A 19,298-nucleotide genomic window follows, 5' to 3' on the forward strand; every position below is an offset into this window, starting at 1 on the left:
GCGCCGGGCGGACGGGTCAGCCGGTGGGCACGCCGCCGGCCACCTGGCCGAGGCTTGCCCACCCCCCGTGGCTGTCGCCGCCGTTCCAGGAGTAGACGAGGGCCGCGTTGGACGGCGGGTCGGTGCGGATGTAGTCCGCGTTGCCCCCGCCGTCGAAGTCGGCGAACTGGACGCGGCTCTGGTCCGGGGTGAGACCGCTGGCGGCCTGGCCGATGCCCAGCCAGCCGCCGCCGGAGTCGCCGCCGCGGTTCAGCCAGACCCGTACAACGCCGTTCGGGTCGATGACGGCGTAGTCGGCCCGGCCGTCGCCGTCGAAGTCGGCGAGGCGCACCCGGCTCTGGTCGGTGGTGAGGCCGCTCGCGACCGTCCCGAGGTCCTGCCAACTTCCCTGCCCGCCGGTGAACTTGTTGAGGTAGGCGTGCACGGAGCCGTCCGCGTTGATCACCTCGTAGTCGGCCTTGCCGTCACCGTCGAAGTCGGCGAGGCGCACGCGGCTCTGGTCGGTGGTCAGACCGGTCGCGACGGTCCCGAGGTCCTGCCAACTTCCCTGCCCGCCGGTGAACTTGTTGAGGTAGACGCGGACCGATCCGTCCGGTTCGATCACCTCGTAGTCGGCCTTGCCGTCCCCGTCGAAGTCGGCGAAGCGGACCCTGGTCGGGTCGGTGGTCAGGCCGGTGGCGACCTGGCCGAGCGACTGCCAACCGCCGTGCCCGTCACCGCCCTTGTTCAGCCAGACGCTGACCGAGCCGTCCTGGTTGACGGTGAGGTAGTCGGCCTTGCCGTCACCGTCGAAGTCCGCGTACCGGACGCGGCCGAGGCCGCCCGACTCGCTCGCGGTGTTCGAGACCACGGAGGCGCGCGCCGCGCCGGAGGAGAAGGCCTGGTCGAGCCCGCCATAGAAGGCCTGCGCGATCCGCCGGTAGCCGCTGTCGTTCGGGTGGAGGCGGTCGGACATCTCGGCGGAGGTCAGCGCGGGCGGGTCCACGTACCGGAAGGAGTTGCCGGCCTGGGCCTCGACGGCCTGCAGCTGGCGGGCCCTGTCGTTGTAGACCGCCGGGGAGGCCGCGAGGCCCTGGGTGGTGGGGATCACGCCCTCCATGACCACGGCGACGCCCGGCCGGTCCGCGTAGATCCGGTCGAGGAGCGCCTTGAGGCGGTCGGGCGCGTGCGCCGGGTCGGTGCTGCGGTCGAGGTCGTTGACGCCGATGTGCAGCAGGACGACGTCCGGGTGGGCGGCGGCGAGCCACTGGTCGATTCCGGCGGCGATGTTCTCGATCATGAAGCCGGAGTGGCCCTCGTGGGCGAGGTCGGGCAGCTGCCCGCCGGCCTGGGAGCCCACGAACCGTACGGTGTACCGGGATTGGCCGGCGACGAGGCTCCACAGCGGAGCCCGGTAGGACGAGCCGGTGGCGCTGCCCGCGCCCGCGGTGATCGAGTCGCCGAGCGGCATGACGCGCAGCGAGGGTACGGCGGCGGTAGTGGCAGCCGGGTTGGCGGCGGCCTGCGCGGCGGCCGGGACGGTGGCCGCGCCGAGCAGGGCGCTCAGGCCGAGGGCCAGGATGCGTTTCAAGGTCTCCCCCAGGACGTGCGGTCGTGCGGTGGTCCGGTCTCGGTGGGGGCTCCGGTTGACGGACCGGAGCCCCCACGGGGGCGCCGGTGAAGGTGGCCGGCGCCGGTCAGGGGTGTCAGGCGCCGGTGGCGATCTGACCGAGGTTGGTCCAGTTGCTGCCGCCGTCGTAGCGGTAGGCGTTGACCGAGTTGTTCGGGTTGGTGGTGAGGTAGTCGGCCCGGTTGTCGCCGGTGAAGTCGGCGAGGACGACGGCGTTCTGGTTGGTGGTGACGCCGGTGGCGATCTGGCCCATGGAGGACCACTGGCCGTGGCCGTCGACGTTGCGGTACGCGGTGAGCGAGCCGTTGCCGTTGATCACGGTGTAGTCGGCCCGGCCGTCGCCGTCGAGGTCGGCGAGGCGCACCCGGCTCTGGTCGGTGGTGAGGCCGGTGGCGGTGATGCCGATGTTCTGCCAGCCGCCGCCGTTGTTGCCGCCGTGGTTGAGGTAGGTGGTGACCGAGCCGTCCGGGTTGATGGCGTTGTAGTCCGCCCGGCCGTCGCCGTCGATGTCCGCGAAGCGCACCCGGCTGAGGTCGGTGGTCAGGCCGGAGGCGACGATGCCCATGTCCTGCCAGCCGCCGCCCGTGTCGCCGCCCCGGTTGAGGAAGACGCGCACCGAGCCGTCGGGGTTGATGGCGATGTAGTCGGGCAGCCCGTCACCGTCGAAGTCGGCGAAGCGCACCCGGTTGGGGTCGGCGGTGATGCCGGTGGCGACCTGGACGGGCGAGCCCCAGCCGCCGCGGCCGTCGCCGCCGTTGTTCGGCCAGACCGTGACGGCGCCGGTGGAGCCGATGGTGATGTAGTCGTCCTTGCCCCGGCCCCAGAAGTCCGCCCACTTCACGCGGCCGTTGCCGGCCTCGGTGCCCTTGTGGTGGTCCCAGTGCGTCCTGATCATGCGCCACTGGGCGTCGTCGCCCTGGAAGCCGGGCCGGCAGACGGGGGTGTCGTGGGTGACCTTCAGGTAGCAGCCCTTGGGGCTGGAGATGGTCGTCCACCCGCCGGTCGCGTCCAGCTCCATCCAGGCGAGCCCGTAGTCGTGGCTGCCGCAGCCGACGGTCAGGACGCTGGAGCCGTCCGTCGCCAGGCAGGAGCCTCCGTAGTACATCGAGCCGTCGACGATCTGGTTCTGGTACCCGGTGACGAAGTACTGGTTGTCGTTGCTGCCGCAGGGCTGGAACCCGATCGGCCACGCGCCGGTGTCGGTGGTGCCCACGAGGCACTGCCCGGTCGCCTTGTTCTGGATCTGGAACGCCAGGGGGTGCACATCGGCCGAGGCCTGCCCGGCGGAGAACGACAGGCCCGCCACCAGCATGGCGGCGACCGTCAGTCCGGCTCTGATCCGGCGGAATCGGGGAACTCTGATCTTCACGCGTCCTACCTCCGGGCATGGGGTGCGCGCGAGCGGCCCGACCTCGCTGCGAGGGCCGTCCACGCGGGAACGGCCCGAGGCTCGCAGCGGGCTCCAACAGCGGCCCAACAATCCACCAACGGTTCCCCGTTGGCGGCCCGCCGGTGATACTGGCCGCATGGGAATGCTCGTCTTCGTCACGCTGCCCGGGCTCGTCCTGCTGCTCACCGCGCTCGCGGTGGTCGACCAGATCCTGTTGCGGGCCGGCCGCGCCGGGCTGCTGCCCTGGCGCACCGGAGCCCGGCAGGGGCAGGTCTCCGCCACGGGCTTCGAGCAGTTGCACGCGAACTTCTCGGCGGGCAAGCAGCACGAGCTCAAGGAGCGGCAGGCCGTGCTGATGCTGCGCGACGAGGAGGGCGAGGGCGCCCCGCCGCGCCACTCCGAGGTGGACCTGGCGAGCGGCAAGGCGGTCATCCGGCTGCCGAAGGCATCCTGACCCACCGGGGGCTGGCATGAAGAGCACCCGGGCCCGCCTCGCCGCCGTACTGGGCGCCCTCGCGGTCGCCGCCGGCACCACGCTCGCCACCCCCGCCGTGGCCGTTCCCCCGCCCGGCGGCGGGATCACCGGGCAGGCGCCCTGCCCGGACGCGCCCGAGTTCACCTGCGGCACCCTCACCGTCCCGCTCGACCACGACGGCGCAACCCCGGGCACCCTCGACCTCCGGGTCGCCATGACCGGCAACGCGAACGCCCCCAGGGGCGACCTGCTGTTCCTGACCGGCGGCCCCGGCCAGCCCGGCGGCCCGGCGATCAGCCGGACGGCGGGCAATCTGGCGCCCGTTCTCAAGGACTACCGCCTGGTGATGTTCGACCAGCGCGGCACCGGCCGGGGCGCCCTCCAGTGCCCGGGCCTCCAGGAGGACATGGGCTCTTCCGACCTCGCCCTCCCCCGCCCGCAGTCCGTCGCCGACTGCGCCGCCGCCCTCGGCCCGAACGCCCGCCACTACAGCACGGCGGCGACCGTCGCCGACATCGACCAGCTGCGCCGGGCGCTGGGCCGTCACCGGCTGAGCATCGACGGCGTCTCGTACGGCACCTTCGTCGCCGAGCGCTACGCCCTCGCGCACCCGGTGCACGTCGCCCGGCTGGTGCTCGACTCGGTGGCTCCGCCCGGGGGCTTCGACCCGCTCGACCTGGCCGCGATGCCCGCCACCGCCCGCGTCCTGCGCGCCGCCTGCACCGCGACAGGCTGCACCACCGACCCGACCGCCGACCTCGCGGCCACCGTGCGGCGGTACGGCAACGGGGCGCAGGTGCTGAGCACGCTCACCGGCTACGAGTTCATCGACCCGGACTTCGGCGGCGTCCCGGAGGCCCTGCACGAGGCCGCCGACGGGCGGCCCGCGAAGCTCCAGGAGCTGGTCGGCCTCGTCCGTACGGTGGTCGACGCCGCCCCGGCCGAGGAGCTCAGCCAGGGGCTGCACTCGGCCGCCGTCTGCGCCGACTCGCGGTTCCCGTGGGGTACGGCCGACACCCCGGTGGCGGGCCGGGCGGCGGCGGTGGCACTCACCCGGCAGCGGCTCACCCCCGAGCAGACCTGGCCGTTCGACGCGGCGACGGCCACCGGGCTCGGCAGCCTGCTGGTCTGCCAGGCCTGGCCGCGCATGCCGGTGCCGCCCGCGCCGCCGGAGCACCGCAGGCTGCCGAACGTGCCGGTGCTGCTGCTCGGAGGCGACCGGGACATCTCGACGCCGTACGAAGTGCTGGAGGAGCAGGCCGCGTTGGCCCACGACCCGGAGATCGTGATCGTGCCCGGGGCGGCCCACTCCGTGCAGAACCGCGCGGCGAACCCGGCGGGGCGGCAGGCGGTGTACGCGTTCCTGCTCAGGTAGCGGGGCGGCGGCGGCCGACGGGGGTCGGGGTCAGTCCAGGCAGAACTCGTTGCCCTCGATGTCCTGCATGTTCTGGCAGGACTCGTTGACCTCGTCGGCGAGCAGAAGGGTCCCGCGGACGGCGCCGAGGGCGATCAGGCGCAGCGTCTCTGCTTCGAGGGCGACCAGGCGCTCCTCGCCGACGAGCCCGGTGACGGCCCGGACGTCGAGGTGCACCCGGTTCTTGACGACCTTGCCCTCGGGCACGCGCTGGAAGTACAGCCGCGGGCCGACTCCCTCGGGGTCGGCCGCCACGCCCCAGTCCGGGCCGTGGAAGTCTGCCGGCTTGTCGCGGTCGAAGTCCTCCCAGGAGGCGAACCCCTCCGGCGGATCCGGCAGGACGTACCCGAGTGCCGCGGCCCAGAAGCGGGCGACGAGCAGGGGCTCCGCACAGTCGAAGGTGACCTGGACCTTCTTGATCGCTGACATTCCGCCACCGTAACGGCGCGGGCGCGTCGCCGTCACCCGGATTTCGCAGGGCCCCGTGACCTGCCCGGGCGCCGGAGGGCAGGCCCGGGGAAGGCGCTGCTCCGGCCGAATGATCCTTCCCTTGATCATGCGTCGCACGATTGCGTGCGCCCACGAAGCATGCGTCCCTGGCACAGGCAGGCCCGCCGGGCACTGCCGCTGACACCCCCCACCCCCATGGAGAAGATCATCATGCGCACTGTTCGCCGCACCCTCGCCGTCAGCGCCCTCACCCTCCCGCTCGTCATCGGCTGCGCCGGCCTGGCCTCGGCCACCGAAGGCCTCGACGCGAATTGGGGCCAGGGCTTTTTCACCGCCGGCCCGGACGGCTCCGGCGTGGCCGGCGCCGAGTCCAGCGTGAGCCCTGGGGGCGTCTCGCACGCCGACTTCGGGATCTGGTCCGACGACAGCGGCGTCACCGGCGGGTTCACGGGCTCGGGCGCCGCCTGGACGAACGGCTGACCTGCCCACCGATCACCCCGGACTCGCCCGGGCGCGACAACGCCGCCCAAGGTCGATGACGGCCCGGAGCCCCTCGCCCCTCGGGGCGGGGGGCTCCGGGCTGCCCTCGGGGCCGAACGGTCCGCGCGATGCCCGGCGGGCACCGGCCGAGCCCGCGCCGACCGGCGTCCGAGCACGGGGGCTCTGCTCCGGCCGAATGATCCTGCCTATGATCACAAGAAGGCGCGTTTCCGCAGGTTGGCACGGCGTTTCCGACACCCAGTCAGGTCGATGCCGGCCCGGCATCGCTTGCGTGCGTTCACGAAGCATGTGTCCCTGGTGGAGGCAGGCCCGCCGGGCACTGCCACTGACAACCCACCACCTTCGTGGAGAAGATCATCATGCGTACTGTTCGACGCGTCCTCGCCGTCAGCGCCCTCACCGTCCCGCTCGTCATCGGCTGCGCGGGCCTGGCCTCCGCCCACGAGGGCATCGAGGCGAACTTCGGCAAGGGCTACTTCACCGTCGGCCCGAACGGCGCCGGCGTGGCGGGTGTCGAGTCCCACGTGGGCCCGGACGGCGTCTCGCACGCCGACTTCTGGATCTGGGCGGACGACAACGGCACCTCGGGCTCGTTCACGGGCTCCGGCGCCAACGTCGTGGGCGGCTGACGGCCTTGATCCGAGGCCTCTGACGGTTCGGAGCCCCCGTCCTTCGGGACGGGGGCTCCGCGCTGTTCCAGTGCTACTGGACGGCGGCGCAGGCCCAGGAGGCGAGGGCGAGCGCGGAGGCCGTCCAGCCGACGAAGGCGGCGGGGCGGCCGTGCTCGGTGCCCTTGGCGCGCTGGAAGGCGGCGATGAGCGCGGCGATCGAGGCGGCGACGGCGGCGAAACGGGCGAGCAGTCCGAGCAGGTCGCCGATCCCCAGGCAGAGCACAGTGAAGACGAGCAGCGTCGGCAGCCAGACGCTCGCGACGATCGCCCCGGCGGCGGCACAGGCGACGCGGAAGTGGTCACGGCGGCGGAAGCAGAGCGGGGCAACGCAGGCGGCGGCGCTCAGGAGTTCGACGACTGGGGCGAGGTAGGGCCAGCTGAGGCCGAGCAGCAGCGCGGTGAGGAGCGCGGGGAGGGCGAAGACGGCGACGGCGGCTGCGGCCGACCACCGGGCGCTCGTGGGCACTCCTGGCATGGTTCCCCCTGCATGCTGCGGTCGATCTGAACGCGTTCAAACCTAGCACGCAGGGGTCAGGGAGGTTAGACGGGCGCCCAGGCGATGCAGAGTTCGTGATCGCCGATGGGGAGGGCCAGGAGGGGGTGGCCGGAGAGGTGGCGGATGACGTCGCGGACGGCGCAGGGGCCGGTGAGGGCGTGCTCGAGGTGGTGGTACTGGGGGCGGGTCATGGGGAGGAAGCAGACCCGGTTCCAGAGGGATTCGAGGGTGGCGGGCTACGAACAACTGAACCCGCTCTCCACGGACTTGATCCGCCACGAAGAGACGGCCGTCAGCAACAAGTCATACGAGTCTGCGTACATCCCCGGCCTGCTCCAGACTCGCCAGCCCAGCCCTCGGGTTCACACCCGAGGGCTGGCAGTCCTTCGTCTCCGGCATCCGCGCCGGCGACTTCCCGACCGAACTCTGAACCGAACTCCCCGGGCGGCCCCGCGCGCCACGCGGGGCCGCCCGTTGTTGTCTCTTCCCCTCCTTCTCCGCCACCGGCCAGGGATGGCCGGTGGCTTGACCTGTCCTTATTCCCTCGCCCCTGGCCATGGTGGGGAGCATCCCTCGACCTCTAAGGAGCTCCCCCGTTGGAACCGAAGACCACGCCGATCCGAGCCATCGGCGGCCGCTACCGGCTGATCGAACCCCTCGGCGCCGGCGGGATGGGGCGGGTCTGGCGGGCCCACGACCAACAGCTCGGCGTCGATGTCGCCATCAAGGAAGTCTTCCGCCGCCCCGGCATCGCCGACGACTTCTGGAACGAACTCCTCATCCGCGCCCGCCGCGAAGCCCGCCACGGCGCGAAACTCCGCGATCACCCCAACATCGTCGCCGTCTTCGACGTGGTGGTTGAGGACTCGATTCCGTGGACAGTGATGCGCCTGGTCAAGGGAACCTCCCTCGAATCCCGCCTCAAGCAAGGCCCCTTGCCCGTCCAGGAAGCCCAAAAAGTCGCCGCCTCGATCCTCTCCGCCCTCGACGCCGCCCACGCCGCCGGAATCGTCCACCGCGACGTCAAACCGGCGAACATCATGCTCGCCGACAACGGCAACGTCCTCCTCACCGACTTCGGCATCGCCGTCAACGACACCGACACCAAACTCACCGAAGAGGGCGGCATCATCGGTTCGATGGCCTACATCGCCCCCGAGCGCGCCGACGGCCACCAGGGCACCGCGTCCAGCGACCTCTTCTCCCTCGGCGCCACCCTCTACCAGGCCACCGAAGGCACCTCCCCCTTCGAGCGCGACACCCTCACCGGCACCCTCCGCGCCGTCGCCTTCCACGAGCCCCCGCCCCCGGCCCGCGCCGGCCACCTGGCCCCGCTCATCACGGCCCTCCTCGACAAGACCCCCGCCAACCGTCCGACCATCGCCAAGGCACTCGCCATGACGAAGCCGGGCAACACCACCAAGAAGGCCCCGCCGCCCACCGAGGAGGCGAGCTTCTTCGACGTCCTCATCGAGGCCCCCGGCGACCGGAAGATCCACGTCATCAACGCCCTCAAGGACCTCACCGGCAAGGGCCTCAAAGAATCCAAGGACCTCCTCGACACCCCGTCCCGCCCGGTCCTGACCAGGGTGAACTGGAGGACCGCCATCGACGTCAGGACCGTCCTGGAGCAGGCGGGTGCCACCGTCACCTTCAAGGTCCACGACCCCCAGGCCACCTACCCGGACGGGCCCACCGAGCCCACCCCCACCGGGACAGGCGCGCAGAAGGCCCAGTCCGCGACGAAGGAAGCCCTTGGCTGCCTCTCGACGCTGGCCGTCCTCGTCCTCATCGGGGTCGGCCTCAACCAGCACTGGTGGTCCAACCTGTTGAAGTCGATGGCCCACAACGACCGTTCCCCGAACTCCTCGGTCACCCCCTACTGCTTCGCCCACTGCGACTCGGCGTACTTCATCGAGTCCGGAAGCCAGTTCGCGGGCACGTGCAGCAGCACCAGCGGCTGCCCGGTGTCCGGCACGTTCGTCAACGACGGCCGCCGGGCCGGCGGGGCGTCCGTGACCTTCAGCCTCACCGGCACCAGCGGGGTCGTCGGCCGGTGCACCACGCCCCTCCCCTCGGCCGCCCCCAACGCGGTGGTCACCGCGAGCTGCACGGTCTACCCGCCGTCCTTCACCGGCACCGTCCACCTGACCACGGACATCCACAACCCTTTGTAAAACCCCTTGCACCACAGCCCAGTTGAGCTAAGAAGTACCCGTGGCGACCGACGCGAGCGCAACCTCCCCCCACCCCGGACGGATCGGCTCCCTCGTCCTCCCTCCGACCCCGCCCACCGCGCTCGCGTTCCCACCCCCACCTCCGGCACCCTTCGTCGGCCGCTCCGCCGTCCTCGACGCCCTCCTGCGCGACCTCGCCCCCCGCAAGGCCCCCACGAAGCCCACCCGCCCCACCCGCGACTCCGTCTACGCCTGGCGCCGCGACGTCCTCGCCTGGGAGGCCACCACCACCTCGACCTCCCTCTCCGGCCCGCCCGGCAGCGGCAGGACCGCCCTCGCCCTGCGCCTCGCCGCCGAGGTCGTCTCCCGCCGCTGGTACAGCAGCGTCATCCTCCTGGACCTCCACGACGTCCCCTCCCCCGCCACCCCCGTCCTCCCCTCCGCCGACGCCCACGCGGCCCTCCTGCGCGCCCTGGGCGTACGGCCCGAGGACATGCCCGCCCCGGGCGCCGACCGCCTGGCCCACTGCCGCACCGTCCTGACCCGGCTCGCCCGGCGCGGCCTGCCCGTCCTCCTCGTCATCGACGGCGTCTCCGACCACCGGACGATCGGCGACCTCATCCCCCCGCACCCGCGCAACGCCGCGCTCGTCCTGCGCACCACCGGCAAGAGCCGCCGCACCCTCCTCAAGCTGCACGAGGACAACGCCGTCACCCTCCTCGGCACCCCGCACGTCCCCCTCGCCCAGGCCTGTCTCCAACGCCCCCTCCACCTCGGCATCGCGGCCGCCCAACTCGCCCTCGACCCCGGCCTCCAGCCCGACACCCTCCTCCGGCGCCTGGAGTCCGTCCCCGACGTCACCCACTACGCCTACGGCCGCCTCGACCCCGCCCATGCCCGCCTGTTCCGCCTGGCCTCCCTCCACCCCGGCCCGTACCTGCGCACCGGCGAGGCCGCCGCCCTCTTCGGCCTCCCCCTCCTCGACACCCTCGCCGCCCTCGACGCCCTCACCAACGCCCGCCTGCTCTCCACCTCCCGGGGCCGGTACGCCTACCATCCCCACCTGCGCCGCCTGGCCCAGCACCGCACCCTCGCCGAGGACGCCGACCCCCACCGCCGCGAGGCCGTCCGGCGCCTGCTCGGCCACTACACGGACACCGCCGCCCGCGCCGTCCCCGCGCTGCGCCGCCAGGAGTCCCGCGCCCTCGCCTGGTTCGACGCCGAGCGCCACACCCTGGCCGCCGCCGTCCGCCTCGCCGTCGACTCCGCCTTCCATGCCGAGGCCGCCGCCCTCTCCCTCCAGGTCGCCACCCTGCTCGACGTGGACTCCCGCACCCGCTCCTCCGACCTCCACGCCTCCCACCTGGTCGCCGCCGAGTGCGCGGACCTCATCGGCGACTTCGCCACCGCAGGCCGCCTGTGGCACCGACTGGGCCGCAACCGCAGGCACGCGCGGGACGCCGACGGTGCCTTCGACCACTTCGTCCGCGCCGCCACCGCCCACCACACGGCCGGGGACGCCGGTTCCGCCGCCGCCGCGTTCGCCGATCTGCTGGGCCTCCTGCCGGACTCCGCCTCCGGCGTACAGCTGGGCCGATACGTCGACCGGCACCGGCGGGTGGCGGCTCTCCTGCGCGACCTCGGGGAGCCGGCCGCCCTCGCCGTCCTGCTCTCCCGCCTGGGCAACGCCCACCTCGACCACGGCGACCACCCCCTCGCCGAGGAGTGCCACCTCGACGCGCTCCGCCTCCGCGAGGACCTCGGCGACGGCCCCGGCACCGCCCGTTCCCTCGTCCACCTCGGCAACCTGGCGCTGCGGCGCGTCGAACCCGACCAGGCGCTCCCCTACTACCAGCGCGCCCACGACCTCTTCGAGAGCGGCGGCAAGGCGTTCAGCCGTGCCCGGTGCCTGGCCAATCTCGGCCTGGCCGAGGCCGCCGCCGGCCGGGGCCGACGGGCGCGCAAGCGCTGGGAGGCCGCCGTCGCCCTGTTCATCTCGCTCGGGAAGAACTCCGACGCGAGCACGTTCACCTTCGCGATCAAAGCCCGGGGCAAGGGCGGCCTCCCGCAGCCGTACGTGTTCCCCGAGTCGCTCAAGGCCGCCGCCGAGGCCCTCTCCGAGGCCCGCCCGGCACCGACGCCCCGCACCGAAGTCCCGGACGAGACCCGCCCGTTCACCCCCGAGTTCGACCTCGACGACTTCGCCCCCGTCGACTGGGGCCACATCGGTGCCGTCCCGGACCACGGCCTCGACTACTTCGACGGAACCGAGAGCTTCGACCTCGAATCCGACATCGACCCCGACCCGGACCCCGATCCCGACGACGACGGCCCCGACTACGACTGGGACGACTAGGGGGAACTAGACGACGTGGATCATCGCAGGTAGGAGGCGTAGTCGGCGTAGCGGACGCGGCCCGTGGGACTGGTGAGGATCGCGTTCGCGACGACGTCGGGGATCGGGGCCCAGCGGGCCGGCATGTCGGCGGCGAGCTGGGGGTTCAGCGTGTAGATGAGGGCGAAGTTGGTGGCCCACAGGGCCGGGGCCATGGACATCCCCACCTCCGAGCGGACTCCGTCCTCGGTGTTCGGCGCGAGCTGCGCGTCGCCGGAGATCTGCTGCGCGACGAAGCCGTACGCGGCCTCGACCGGGTAGGCGGAGCGGTAGAGCATCCGCAGCGAGGCGGTCGCGCCGTTGGCCCGCATCCAGGTGCCCATGTAGCCGCCCGGCTCGATCACGGTGTTCACCAGGCGCGTCGGGGCCGTCGCGTAGGCCGGGCTCTCCAGCCAGCCGTCCTCGGTGACGAAGAGGCCGTAACTGGCGAGGACCGTCGGCGTGACGACGCCGTCGACATCGGCGAGGAGCGGGCGCCCGATGGTGTTGGTGAGGATGCGCACGCTCGCGTCGACCAGCGCCGCCGCCTCGGGGTCGCCGCCGACACCGCCGCCGGAGATGAACTCCAGGTACTGCGCCGTCGTGAACGCGTCCGCCTTGCGCAGCCCGAGCCGCACCGCGATCGCGTCGGCCACCTCCTGCCCGAGGGGGCGGTGGAGCACGCCTCCTGACGGAACCTCGGTCGGCGTGGCGGCCAGGTAGCGGGGCGACCCCGCGAACGGGAAGGAGAACCCGGTCGACGAGGAGCCGGCGGGAGCGGCCACGGCCTGTGTCCCGGCCACGGAGAGCAGGCAGGTCAGCACGGTCACCACGGCAAGGCGGCACCAGGAGGGAAGGAAGCGCATTCCTGCACTGTGAACGGGAGCGGGCCGCCCCGCCGCGCCAGCACGCCGACCGGTGGGACCCTCTCACGCTGTCAGCCCAACGCACCTCACCCCGGGCGTGCCGCCTGCTTCGGCCGCACCGCCCGGCTCACAGGTTTCTCACAGCCAACTCCCAGCCTCTCACCGCCTTCTCATCCCCCGCCCCTAGCCTCCGCGCATGAACGTCTCCCTGCTCGACGGCTGGTTCCCGTGGACCGTCCAGGCCGCCGCCCTCGCGCTCCTCCTGGCCGCCGCCGGCCGGCGGGACCGCCCCTGGCGCCTCAAGTGGGGACCGATGGCCCTGGGCACGGCCCTCGCCCTGACCGCCGTGACGGCCGTCTGCGTCCTCGCCTTCGCCGGGATCACCGACCCGATCCCGTTCGGCGTCTGGCTCTGGAGCGGCGCCGCGATCACCGCCCTCGCCGTGCTGGGCTTCGGCTGGCGCGGGGCCCGCTGGTGGCGGCGCGCCCTCGTGGCGCCCGCCGTGCTGCTCGCGCTGTTCTGCGCCGCGAACAGCGTCAACATCGCCACCGGCTACTACCCGACCCTGGACGACGCCGTCGGCGAGCTGACCGGCCAGCCGCTGCCCGACCAGATCACCCTCGGCGAGGTCGCCTCCATCCACGGCAGGACGAGGACGGGCCGCATCGTCCAGGTCGACATCCCCGACACCGCCAGCGGCTTCGCCCACCGCCAGGAGCTGGTCTACCTGCCCCCGGCCTGGTTCCGCAGCCTGAACCGGCCCAAGCTCCCCGTGCTGGAGATGATCGGCGGCGAGTTCTCCTCCCCCGACAACTGGATCCGCTCCGGGGACGCGGTCAAGACGGCCGACGCGTTCGCCGCCAAGCACAACGGCTTCGCCCCGATCCTGGTCTTCGTGGACGCGACCGGCGGCTTCCGGGTGGACACCGAGTGCGTGGACGGGCCGCACGGCAACTCCGAGAGCCACCTGGTCAAGGACGTGCCCCCGTACATCCAGAAGACGTTCAACGCCGCCGTCGACCCGCACAAGTGGGGCGTGGCCGGCTGGTCCATGGGCGGCACCTGCGCCTTCGACCTGACCGTCGAACACCCCGCCGTCTTCGCCCACTTCGGGGACTTCTCCGGTGACAAGGGGCCGTACATCGGTGACAAGGAGCACACCGTCCAGGAGCTGTACGGCGGTGACGCGGCCGCCTGGGCCGCCCACGACCCGCTGACCGTCCTCGCCCACCACCCCAAGTACCAGGGCGTGTCCGGCTACTTCGGGCAGGGCGACGAGGAGCACGGCCAGATCGAGTCCGCGAAGGCGCTCGACGCGGCGGCGAGGAAGGACGGCATCCGCACCACCACCGGCAGCACCTCCGGCAAGCACACCTGGCAGACGGGCTCGGCGACCTTCGCCCAGGCTCTGCCCTGGCTCGCGCAGCAGCTCGGCGTACCGGGTACCCGCGCATAACGCGTCGGGTCTGGGAAATCCTTGGTGTCACGAACCGTCCGTGCCCGGCCGGCGGCGGCGCCCGCACCGCCTCACCGGGCACGAACGGACGCCAACCCCCCTGCCCACGGGGGCAGTCGGCCGCGCCCGGCCCCACCCGCCGCCCCACCCGACCCGGGCGGCTCGTACACACCTTCGCCACCAAGCCCCTGCAACAGCCCTGCAACTGCATATGCCGGGGCGCCCACCAGCGGAAATCCCGCTTTGCTCCCAGCCTCCGGGTGGCATAGGTTTTCGACCGCCGTCGAACTGGACGTCCCGAACCTGCCCGTCCCGCAGGCCGCGGACGGCCGTCGACGAGCACCCGGGGGAAGGAACAGCCATGCCCTGTCCGAGGCGACGACCGTCGACGGACGGCCGTCCGGTCCCCCGCACTGACGGCCGGTCGGCCCGTCCGGCACAGGGGACCGGACGGACCGGCCGGCTCAGCTCCTCCTGGCTCTACAGGCTCACAGGCCCAGGCGGCTGAGCGCCGTGGTCCAGTCGCTCGCGATGGCGCTGCGCGCGGCGTTCAGCGTGACCTGGCCGCCGCACACCGCCTTCTTGAGCTTGTTCTCGACCGAGTCCTTGCTCTGCGCCGGCTCGTTGCCGTAGCGCGGCTCCGGCCACAGGTTGCGCGGGTCGCGCGGCGCGCCGCCGAGCTCCAGCGGGACGAAGTGGTCCTCCTCGTAGTCCGAGGGGTTGGTGTCCGAGAAGCCGTACTGCACGATCTGCTGCGCCTTGAGCTGGTTGGTGTAGCTCGTCGGCGGGCGGACGGTCGCCGTCCAGCCGGAGACGCAGATGGTCGTGTTGATCGTCGCCTGGGTGACGTCCGGGTTGTACGCGCCGGGCGTGCAGTTCGGGTCGGGCAGCGGCAGGTACGCCCGCGAACAACTCGCAGCGCTCGTACCGCCCTTGGTCGGGGGCTTGTGCTTGGCCGGGGCGGCCTGCGCGGCGCCGCCGGCGAGCCCGGCGAGGGCCAGGCCGAGGGCGGTCGCCACGGCGACGGCGGTGAAACGCTGACGGTTCATCATGATGGCGCTCTCCTGGGCCGGCCCGGCCTGGATGCCGGGCGACTGCGCCCTATGACAGCATCGCGCGGGCGACGGACGTCAGTCCCGGGACGTGAACGACTTGTGTCCACGTGTACACATCAGCAGGTCAATACCCGCTGCCGGCGGAGGAGTTCGGCAGGTCTCAGGGCTGGAGCGCCCGTGCCAGCACCGCCGCCGGCCCCTCGGGGAGGCTGCCGTGCACCAGTTCCGTCCGGTGCACCAGGCGCGGCAGCGTCACCGTCACGCCGACCACGCCCTCCACCCCCTCCAGGACGGGCCCGGGCAGCAGCACCAGCCCGTGCCCGTGCGCGACCAGCGCGAGCAGCCCGCGCACGTCCGTGCCCCGGTAGCGGGTCGCGGCGGCGAAGCCGTCCACCCCGGCGACGGCCCTCAACCGGGCGCCGGTGGGCGCCAGTTCGGGCGCGTCCAGCCAGCGGGCGGCGGACAGGTCTGCGAGCGCGAGCCCGGCCCGCCCGGCCAGCGGGTGGCCGGCGGGCAGGGCGACGGCCACGGGCTGCTCGTCGAGGGCGACGGTGGTGAGCGGGCCGACCTCGGGCAGCGGCAGCGGGTCGCTGGGCGCGGCGAGGCCGTCGATCAGCGCGAGGTCGACCTCGCCGGTGGCGAGCTGCGTGGGCAGCACGCCCTGGCCCAGCACCCGTACGTCCGGCTCCGTCCTCGGGTACGCCCGGCGCACCTCGCCCAGTGCGCGCCCCAGCCGTGCCCCGAGCGCCAGCGGCGTCGCGCCGACCACCAGTCGGGCGTCCGGGGCACCCGCCAGGCGCGCGATGTCGGCGCGCGCCGCCGCCAGCCGTACGAGCAGGGGCGCGGCGTGCTCCAGCAGCCGCCGCCCGGCCGTGGTCGGGCCGACGGGGCGGCGCACCAGCAGGGCCGCGCCGAGGTCCGCCTCCAGGGAGGCGATCTGCTGGGAGACGGCGGACTGGGTGTAGCCCAGCTCCCGGGCGGCCTCCGAGAAGGAGCCGAGGCGGGCGACGGTGACGAAGGTGCGCAGCTGCTGCGGGTCCACGGCGGCATCAGCCCATCTGATCGGAGCGTAAGAGATCATCGTTGGCGCTGATCCCCGGTGCGGGGTCAGGATAGCCGCATGACCTACACCACCCCTCGCCTCGCCCTGGTCGGCGACCGCTCCCCCGCCGTCCGCTCCCACGCCCGCGTCCCCGGACTGCTCGACGCCCTCGCCCAGCAGGAGCGGCTCGTCCTGGACGCCTACTGGATTCCCACCCCGGACGCGGAGGCGCCCGGCGCGCTCGACGGCTTCGACGCGATCTGGCTGCTGCCCGGCAGCCCGTACGCCAGCGAGGCCGGCGCCGTGGCCGCCGTCCGCACGGCCCGCGAGCGGGGCATCCCCTTCCTCGGCACCTGCGCCGGGTTCCAGCACGCGCTGCTGGAGTACGCCCGCAACGTCTGCGGCCTCGCCGACGCCGCCCACGGCGAGCTGGACCCGGACGGGGACGAGCAGGTGATCGCCGCCCTCGCCTGCTCCCTGGTCGGCCACGAGGGCGCCGTCGACATCGCCCCCGACAGCCTCGCCGCGCGGGCCTTCGGCGCCACCCGCTCCCAGGAGCGCTACCACTGCGCGTACGGGCTCAACTCCGCCTACCTGGAGCGGCTGACCGCCCGGGGCCTGCGGGTCACCGGCACGGACGAGGCGGGGGAGGTCCGCATCGTGGAACTGCCGGAGCACCCCTTCTTCCTGGCCACGCTGTTCCAGCCGGAGCTGTCCGGGGACGGCACCCGGGCGCACACCGCGATCCGGGCGCTGGCCGCCGCGGCCGTCGCGCACGCGGCCGCCTGACGCGCCTCGGCTCCGGGGCTCGCCTCGGCTCCGGGGCTCGGAGCGGCTCCCGGGCTCGCCTCGACTCCCGGGTTCAGATCGGCTCCTGGGCTCAGAGCGGCAGCGACCGCAGCCGCACCGGCCCCTCCGGCCAGCCGGCCCCCTCCACCAGCGGCGCCCACATGGTGCGCAGCGGCATCACCACCAGCCGCCCCTCCGGCTGCTCCACGGTGACGGCCTCCGCGACCTCGCGGAAGCCCAGCCCCCGGTAGAGGGCGGTCTTCTGCGGCAGGCAGAACAGCAGCGCGTAGCGGAAGCCGAGCCCCCGCGCGTGGTCGAGCGCGGCGGTGACGACCGTCCCCGCGAGGCCCCGGCCGCGCCGTGCGGGGGCGACGCAGACCCCGCCGACGCCCATCGCGTCCAGGTCGGTGCCGCCGACGGTGAGCGTCACCGGCCGCAGCCCGGTGTGGGCGACGAGCCGACCGTCCTCGGCCCGGACGCCGAAGTGGATCTCCTTGGGGAGGAAGGACAGCCCGAGGTGGGCGACGCCGTACGCGTCCGTGCCCGGGCCGAGGATCTCGTCCTGCCCGGCGCTGTCGTAGTGCGCCAGCCGTTCGACGGTGACGGAGTCATGATCGTTCATGGCGCCATGCTCTCCTCTCCTCAGGCCCGTTGACCACCCCTTTCCCGGCCACAGGGCCTCCCGGCCGGTCCGGGAGGGGCGTGTGGAAGCATGCGCACCATGCGCCGGACCTTCACCCTCGACGACCTCTCCCTCGCACCCCAACTGCCGCGCCCGGTCACCGCCCTGGCGCCCGCCGCGCTCGTCCTGCTGGTGATGGTGCCGCTCGCCGCCCACGATCCGGAGGTCGGGCCGAGCACCTCGCGCCCGCTCAACGCCGCCCTGATGGCGGCCGGCGCACTGGCGCTGGCACTGCGCCGGCGCTGGCCGGAGGCCGTCGCCCTGCTCACCCTGCCCTGTGGCCAACTCCCGCTCGCCGTCGCCCTGTACGCCCTCACCTCCCGGCGCGGCCCGAGCCCGATGACGTACGGCCTGGCCTCGCTCGCCGTGGCGCGGCTGCTCGGGCCCTTCGACCTCGGCGACCTCTCGGGGATGTCCGCGCTCGCCAACCTGATCGAGGACCCGCTGGTCTTCGGCGCCGTCCCGATCGCGCTCGGCCTCACCGCGCACCAGCGGGCCCGCACCGTCTCCGTGCTCGCCGAGCGGAACCGGCTGCTGGCCGAACGCAACCGACTGCTGGAGGAGGCCCGGCTGCACGCCGAGGAGCGGGCGGCGGCGGCCGAACGGGCCCGGCTGGCGCGGGAGATGCACGACGTGGTCTCCAACCGGGTGTCGCTGATCACCCTGCACGCGGGCGGCGCCCAGCTCGCCCAGACCGGGGACCCGGCGGCCGTCGGGGAGACCCTCGGGCTGATCCGCGCCCTCGGGCTCCAGGCGCTCACCGAACTGCGCGGCCTGCTGGGCGTGCTGACCCCGGCCTCGGAGGAGCGGCCCTCGCTGAGCGGGCTGCCCGCGCTGGTCGAGGAGTCCCGGCGGGCGGGCCTGGCCGTCGAGCTGACGCTCACGGGCTCGGCGGAGCAGGCCGACCCCGACGCGCAGTACGCCGCGTACCGGATCGTCCAGGAGGCGCTGACCAACGCGCACAAGCACGCGCCCGCCGCCGAGGTCGCCGTCACCGTCGAAGCCGGGGCGGACGGGCTGCGCCTGGCGGTGGTCAACTCGCCCGGCTCCGGCGCAACTCCGGCCCTGCCCTCCGGCGGGCACGGGCTGGACGGCATGCGCACCCGCGCCACCGACCTCGGCGGCACCCTGGAGGCGGGGCCGACCCCGGACGGCGGGTTCGCCGTCCGGGCCCTGCTCCCCTAAGCGACGGCCCGGCGAACCAGCTGCGCCCACACCTCGTCGACCCGGCCCGCCAGCCCCTCCAGGGGGCCGCTGTTGTCGATCACCAGGTCCGCGATCGCCAGCCGGTCGGCCCGGGTGGCCTGCGCGGCCATCCGGGCCCGGGCCTCCTCCTCCGTCATGCCGCGCAGCCGCACCAACCGGTCCACCCGCACCTCGTCCTCGGCGTCGACCACCACGACCAGGTCGTACAGCGGCGCCAGCCCGTTCTCCGCGAGCAGCGGCACGTCGTGCACCACCACCGCGTCCGGCGCGGCGGCGGCCTCCAGCTCGGCGGAGCGGGCGCGGACCAGCGGGTGGACGATCGCGTTGAGCGCCTTGAGCCGCTCGGGGTCGGCGAAGACCACCGCCCCGAGCGCCGGGCGGTCCAGCGCGCCGTCCTCCCGCAGCACCTGCGGGCCGAACTCGACGACCACGGCCGCGAGCCCGTCCGTCCCGGGTTCGACCACCTCGCGGGCGATCACGTCGGAGTCGACGATCACCGCGCCCCGGGCGGCGAACAGCCGGGACACCTCGCTCTTGCCCGCGCCGATGCCGCCCGTCAGTCCGATCTTCAGCATGGCGCCAGGCTACCGGCGGCCCGGGGGCCGGTCAGCCCGGTCGGGTCGGCCCAGCCCGGTCAGGCCAGTC

19 protein-coding genes are annotated in these 19,298 nt (G+C 73.5%); 9 read left to right on the forward strand and 10 right to left on the reverse strand.

The genetic code is table 11. From position 1 onward, the window contains the following. Window positions 1–16 precede the first annotated feature (16 nt). Entirely contained in the window at window positions 17–1,570 is a 1,554-nt protein-coding gene (locus tag ACIRRS_RS06695) for an FG-GAP-like repeat-containing protein (protein WP_402966065.1), read from the reverse strand. 115 nt (window positions 1,571–1,685) lie between these two features. Beyond that, window positions 1,686–2,978 (reverse strand): FG-GAP-like repeat-containing protein, encoded by a 1,293-nt coding sequence (locus tag ACIRRS_RS06700; RefSeq protein WP_402966067.1) that lies wholly within the window; start codon window positions 2,976–2,978, stop codon window positions 1,686–1,688. A 157-nt stretch (window positions 2,979–3,135) separates the two neighbouring features. Here ACIRRS_RS06700 and ACIRRS_RS06705 point away from each other — a divergent pair, with 157 nt between their 5' ends. Further along, window positions 3,136–3,453 carry a DUF6191 domain-containing protein gene (locus tag ACIRRS_RS06705; protein ID WP_402966069.1) on the forward strand — a complete coding sequence of 106 codons (318 nt, stop codon included), beginning with the start codon at window positions 3,136–3,138 and terminating at the stop codon, window positions 3,451–3,453. A gap of 277 nt (window positions 3,454–3,730) precedes the next feature. Then, window positions 3,731–4,849: an alpha/beta fold hydrolase gene (locus ACIRRS_RS06710; RefSeq protein ID WP_402966378.1), complete on the forward strand. Its 1,119-nt coding sequence runs from the start codon at window positions 3,731–3,733 to the stop codon at window positions 4,847–4,849. A 30-nt stretch (window positions 4,850–4,879) separates the two neighbouring features. Here the strand turns inward: ACIRRS_RS06710 and ACIRRS_RS06715 are convergent, their stop codons facing one another. Then, window positions 4,880–5,317, reverse strand: a complete 438-nt coding sequence (locus tag ACIRRS_RS06715) for a VOC family protein (protein ID WP_402966071.1) — start codon at window positions 5,315–5,317, stop codon at window positions 4,880–4,882. A 231-nt stretch (window positions 5,318–5,548) separates the two neighbouring features. Between ACIRRS_RS06715 and ACIRRS_RS06720 the strand changes: the two genes are divergently transcribed. Both ACIRRS_RS06720 and ACIRRS_RS06725 read left to right on the forward strand, forming a co-directional pair. After that, window positions 5,549–5,818, forward strand: a complete 270-nt coding sequence (locus ACIRRS_RS06720) for a hypothetical protein (RefSeq protein WP_402966073.1) — start codon at window positions 5,549–5,551, stop codon at window positions 5,816–5,818. 380 nt (window positions 5,819–6,198) lie between these two features. Continuing rightward, window positions 6,199–6,468 (forward strand): hypothetical protein, encoded by a 270-nt coding sequence (locus tag ACIRRS_RS06725; protein ID WP_402966075.1) that lies wholly within the window; start codon window positions 6,199–6,201, stop codon window positions 6,466–6,468. Between the two features lie 73 nt (window positions 6,469–6,541). Here ACIRRS_RS06725 and ACIRRS_RS06730 read toward each other — a convergent pair whose 3' ends face one another. Together ACIRRS_RS06730 and ACIRRS_RS06735 are read right to left on the reverse strand one after the other, a co-directional pair. Continuing rightward, a complete protein-coding gene (locus tag ACIRRS_RS06730) occupies window positions 6,542–6,976 on the reverse strand; it encodes a hypothetical protein (protein WP_402966077.1) in 435 nt (144 codons plus the stop codon). Window positions 6,977–7,050: 74 nt separating this feature from the next. Continuing rightward, complete coding sequence (locus ACIRRS_RS06735; RefSeq protein ID WP_402966079.1) at window positions 7,051–7,197, reverse strand: hypothetical protein; 147 nt, start codon at window positions 7,195–7,197, stop codon at window positions 7,051–7,053. Between the two features lie 405 nt (window positions 7,198–7,602). On the opposite strand from ACIRRS_RS06735, the gene ACIRRS_RS06740 reads away from it, so the two are divergent. Further along, entirely contained in the window at window positions 7,603–9,183 is a 1,581-nt protein-coding gene (locus tag ACIRRS_RS06740; protein ID WP_402966081.1) for a ribosomal protein L7/L12, read from the forward strand. Between the two features lie 40 nt (window positions 9,184–9,223). Further along, the gene (locus ACIRRS_RS06745) at window positions 9,224–11,539 is read left to right on the forward strand and encodes a tetratricopeptide repeat protein (protein ID WP_402966083.1); all 2,316 of its coding nucleotides are present in this window, start codon (window positions 9,224–9,226) and stop codon (window positions 11,537–11,539) included. 20 nt (window positions 11,540–11,559) lie between these two features. On the opposite strand, the gene ACIRRS_RS06750 is transcribed toward ACIRRS_RS06745, so the two are convergent. Beyond that, window positions 11,560–12,423: a hypothetical protein gene (locus ACIRRS_RS06750; RefSeq protein ID WP_402966085.1), complete on the reverse strand. Its 864-nt coding sequence runs from the start codon at window positions 12,421–12,423 to the stop codon at window positions 11,560–11,562. Between the two features lie 196 nt (window positions 12,424–12,619). Between ACIRRS_RS06750 and ACIRRS_RS06755 the strand changes: the two genes are divergently transcribed. Then, the gene (locus tag ACIRRS_RS06755) at window positions 12,620–13,879 is read left to right on the forward strand and encodes an alpha/beta hydrolase-fold protein (RefSeq protein ID WP_402966087.1); all 1,260 of its coding nucleotides are present in this window, start codon (window positions 12,620–12,622) and stop codon (window positions 13,877–13,879) included. A 488-nt stretch (window positions 13,880–14,367) separates the two neighbouring features. Here the strand turns inward: ACIRRS_RS06755 and ACIRRS_RS06760 are convergent, their stop codons facing one another. Both ACIRRS_RS06760 and ACIRRS_RS06765 read right to left on the reverse strand, forming a co-directional pair. After that, window positions 14,368–14,931, reverse strand: coding sequence for a hypothetical protein (locus ACIRRS_RS06760; protein WP_402966089.1), 564 nt, complete (start codon window positions 14,929–14,931; stop codon window positions 14,368–14,370). Between the two features lie 163 nt (window positions 14,932–15,094). Next, window positions 15,095–15,976, reverse strand: coding sequence for a LysR family transcriptional regulator (locus ACIRRS_RS06765; RefSeq protein WP_402966091.1), 882 nt, complete (start codon window positions 15,974–15,976; stop codon window positions 15,095–15,097). A 78-nt stretch (window positions 15,977–16,054) separates the two neighbouring features. Between ACIRRS_RS06765 and ACIRRS_RS06770 the strand changes: the two genes are divergently transcribed. After that, the gene (locus ACIRRS_RS06770; protein WP_402966093.1) at window positions 16,055–16,765 is read left to right on the forward strand and encodes a hypothetical protein; all 711 of its coding nucleotides are present in this window, start codon (window positions 16,055–16,057) and stop codon (window positions 16,763–16,765) included. A gap of 91 nt (window positions 16,766–16,856) precedes the next feature. On the opposite strand, the gene ACIRRS_RS06775 is transcribed toward ACIRRS_RS06770, so the two are convergent. After that, complete coding sequence (locus tag ACIRRS_RS06775) at window positions 16,857–17,387, reverse strand: GNAT family N-acetyltransferase (RefSeq protein ID WP_402966095.1); 531 nt, start codon at window positions 17,385–17,387, stop codon at window positions 16,857–16,859. A 90-nt stretch (window positions 17,388–17,477) separates the two neighbouring features. Here ACIRRS_RS06775 and ACIRRS_RS06780 point away from each other — a divergent pair, with 90 nt between their 5' ends. Further along, window positions 17,478–18,632, forward strand: a complete 1,155-nt coding sequence (locus tag ACIRRS_RS06780) for a sensor histidine kinase (protein ID WP_402966097.1) — start codon at window positions 17,478–17,480, stop codon at window positions 18,630–18,632. Here ACIRRS_RS06780 and coaE read toward each other — a convergent pair. Continuing rightward, window positions 18,629–19,228: a dephospho-CoA kinase gene (coaE, locus tag ACIRRS_RS06785; protein ID WP_402966099.1), complete on the reverse strand. Its 600-nt coding sequence runs from the start codon at window positions 19,226–19,228 to the stop codon at window positions 18,629–18,631. The genes ACIRRS_RS06780 and coaE overlap by 4 nt on opposite strands. Between the last annotated feature and the right edge of the window lie 70 nt (window positions 19,229–19,298).

This window comes from Kitasatospora sp. NPDC101183, assembly GCF_044767945.1.
Lineage (GTDB): Bacteria > Actinomycetota > Actinomycetes > Streptomycetales > Streptomycetaceae > Kitasatospora.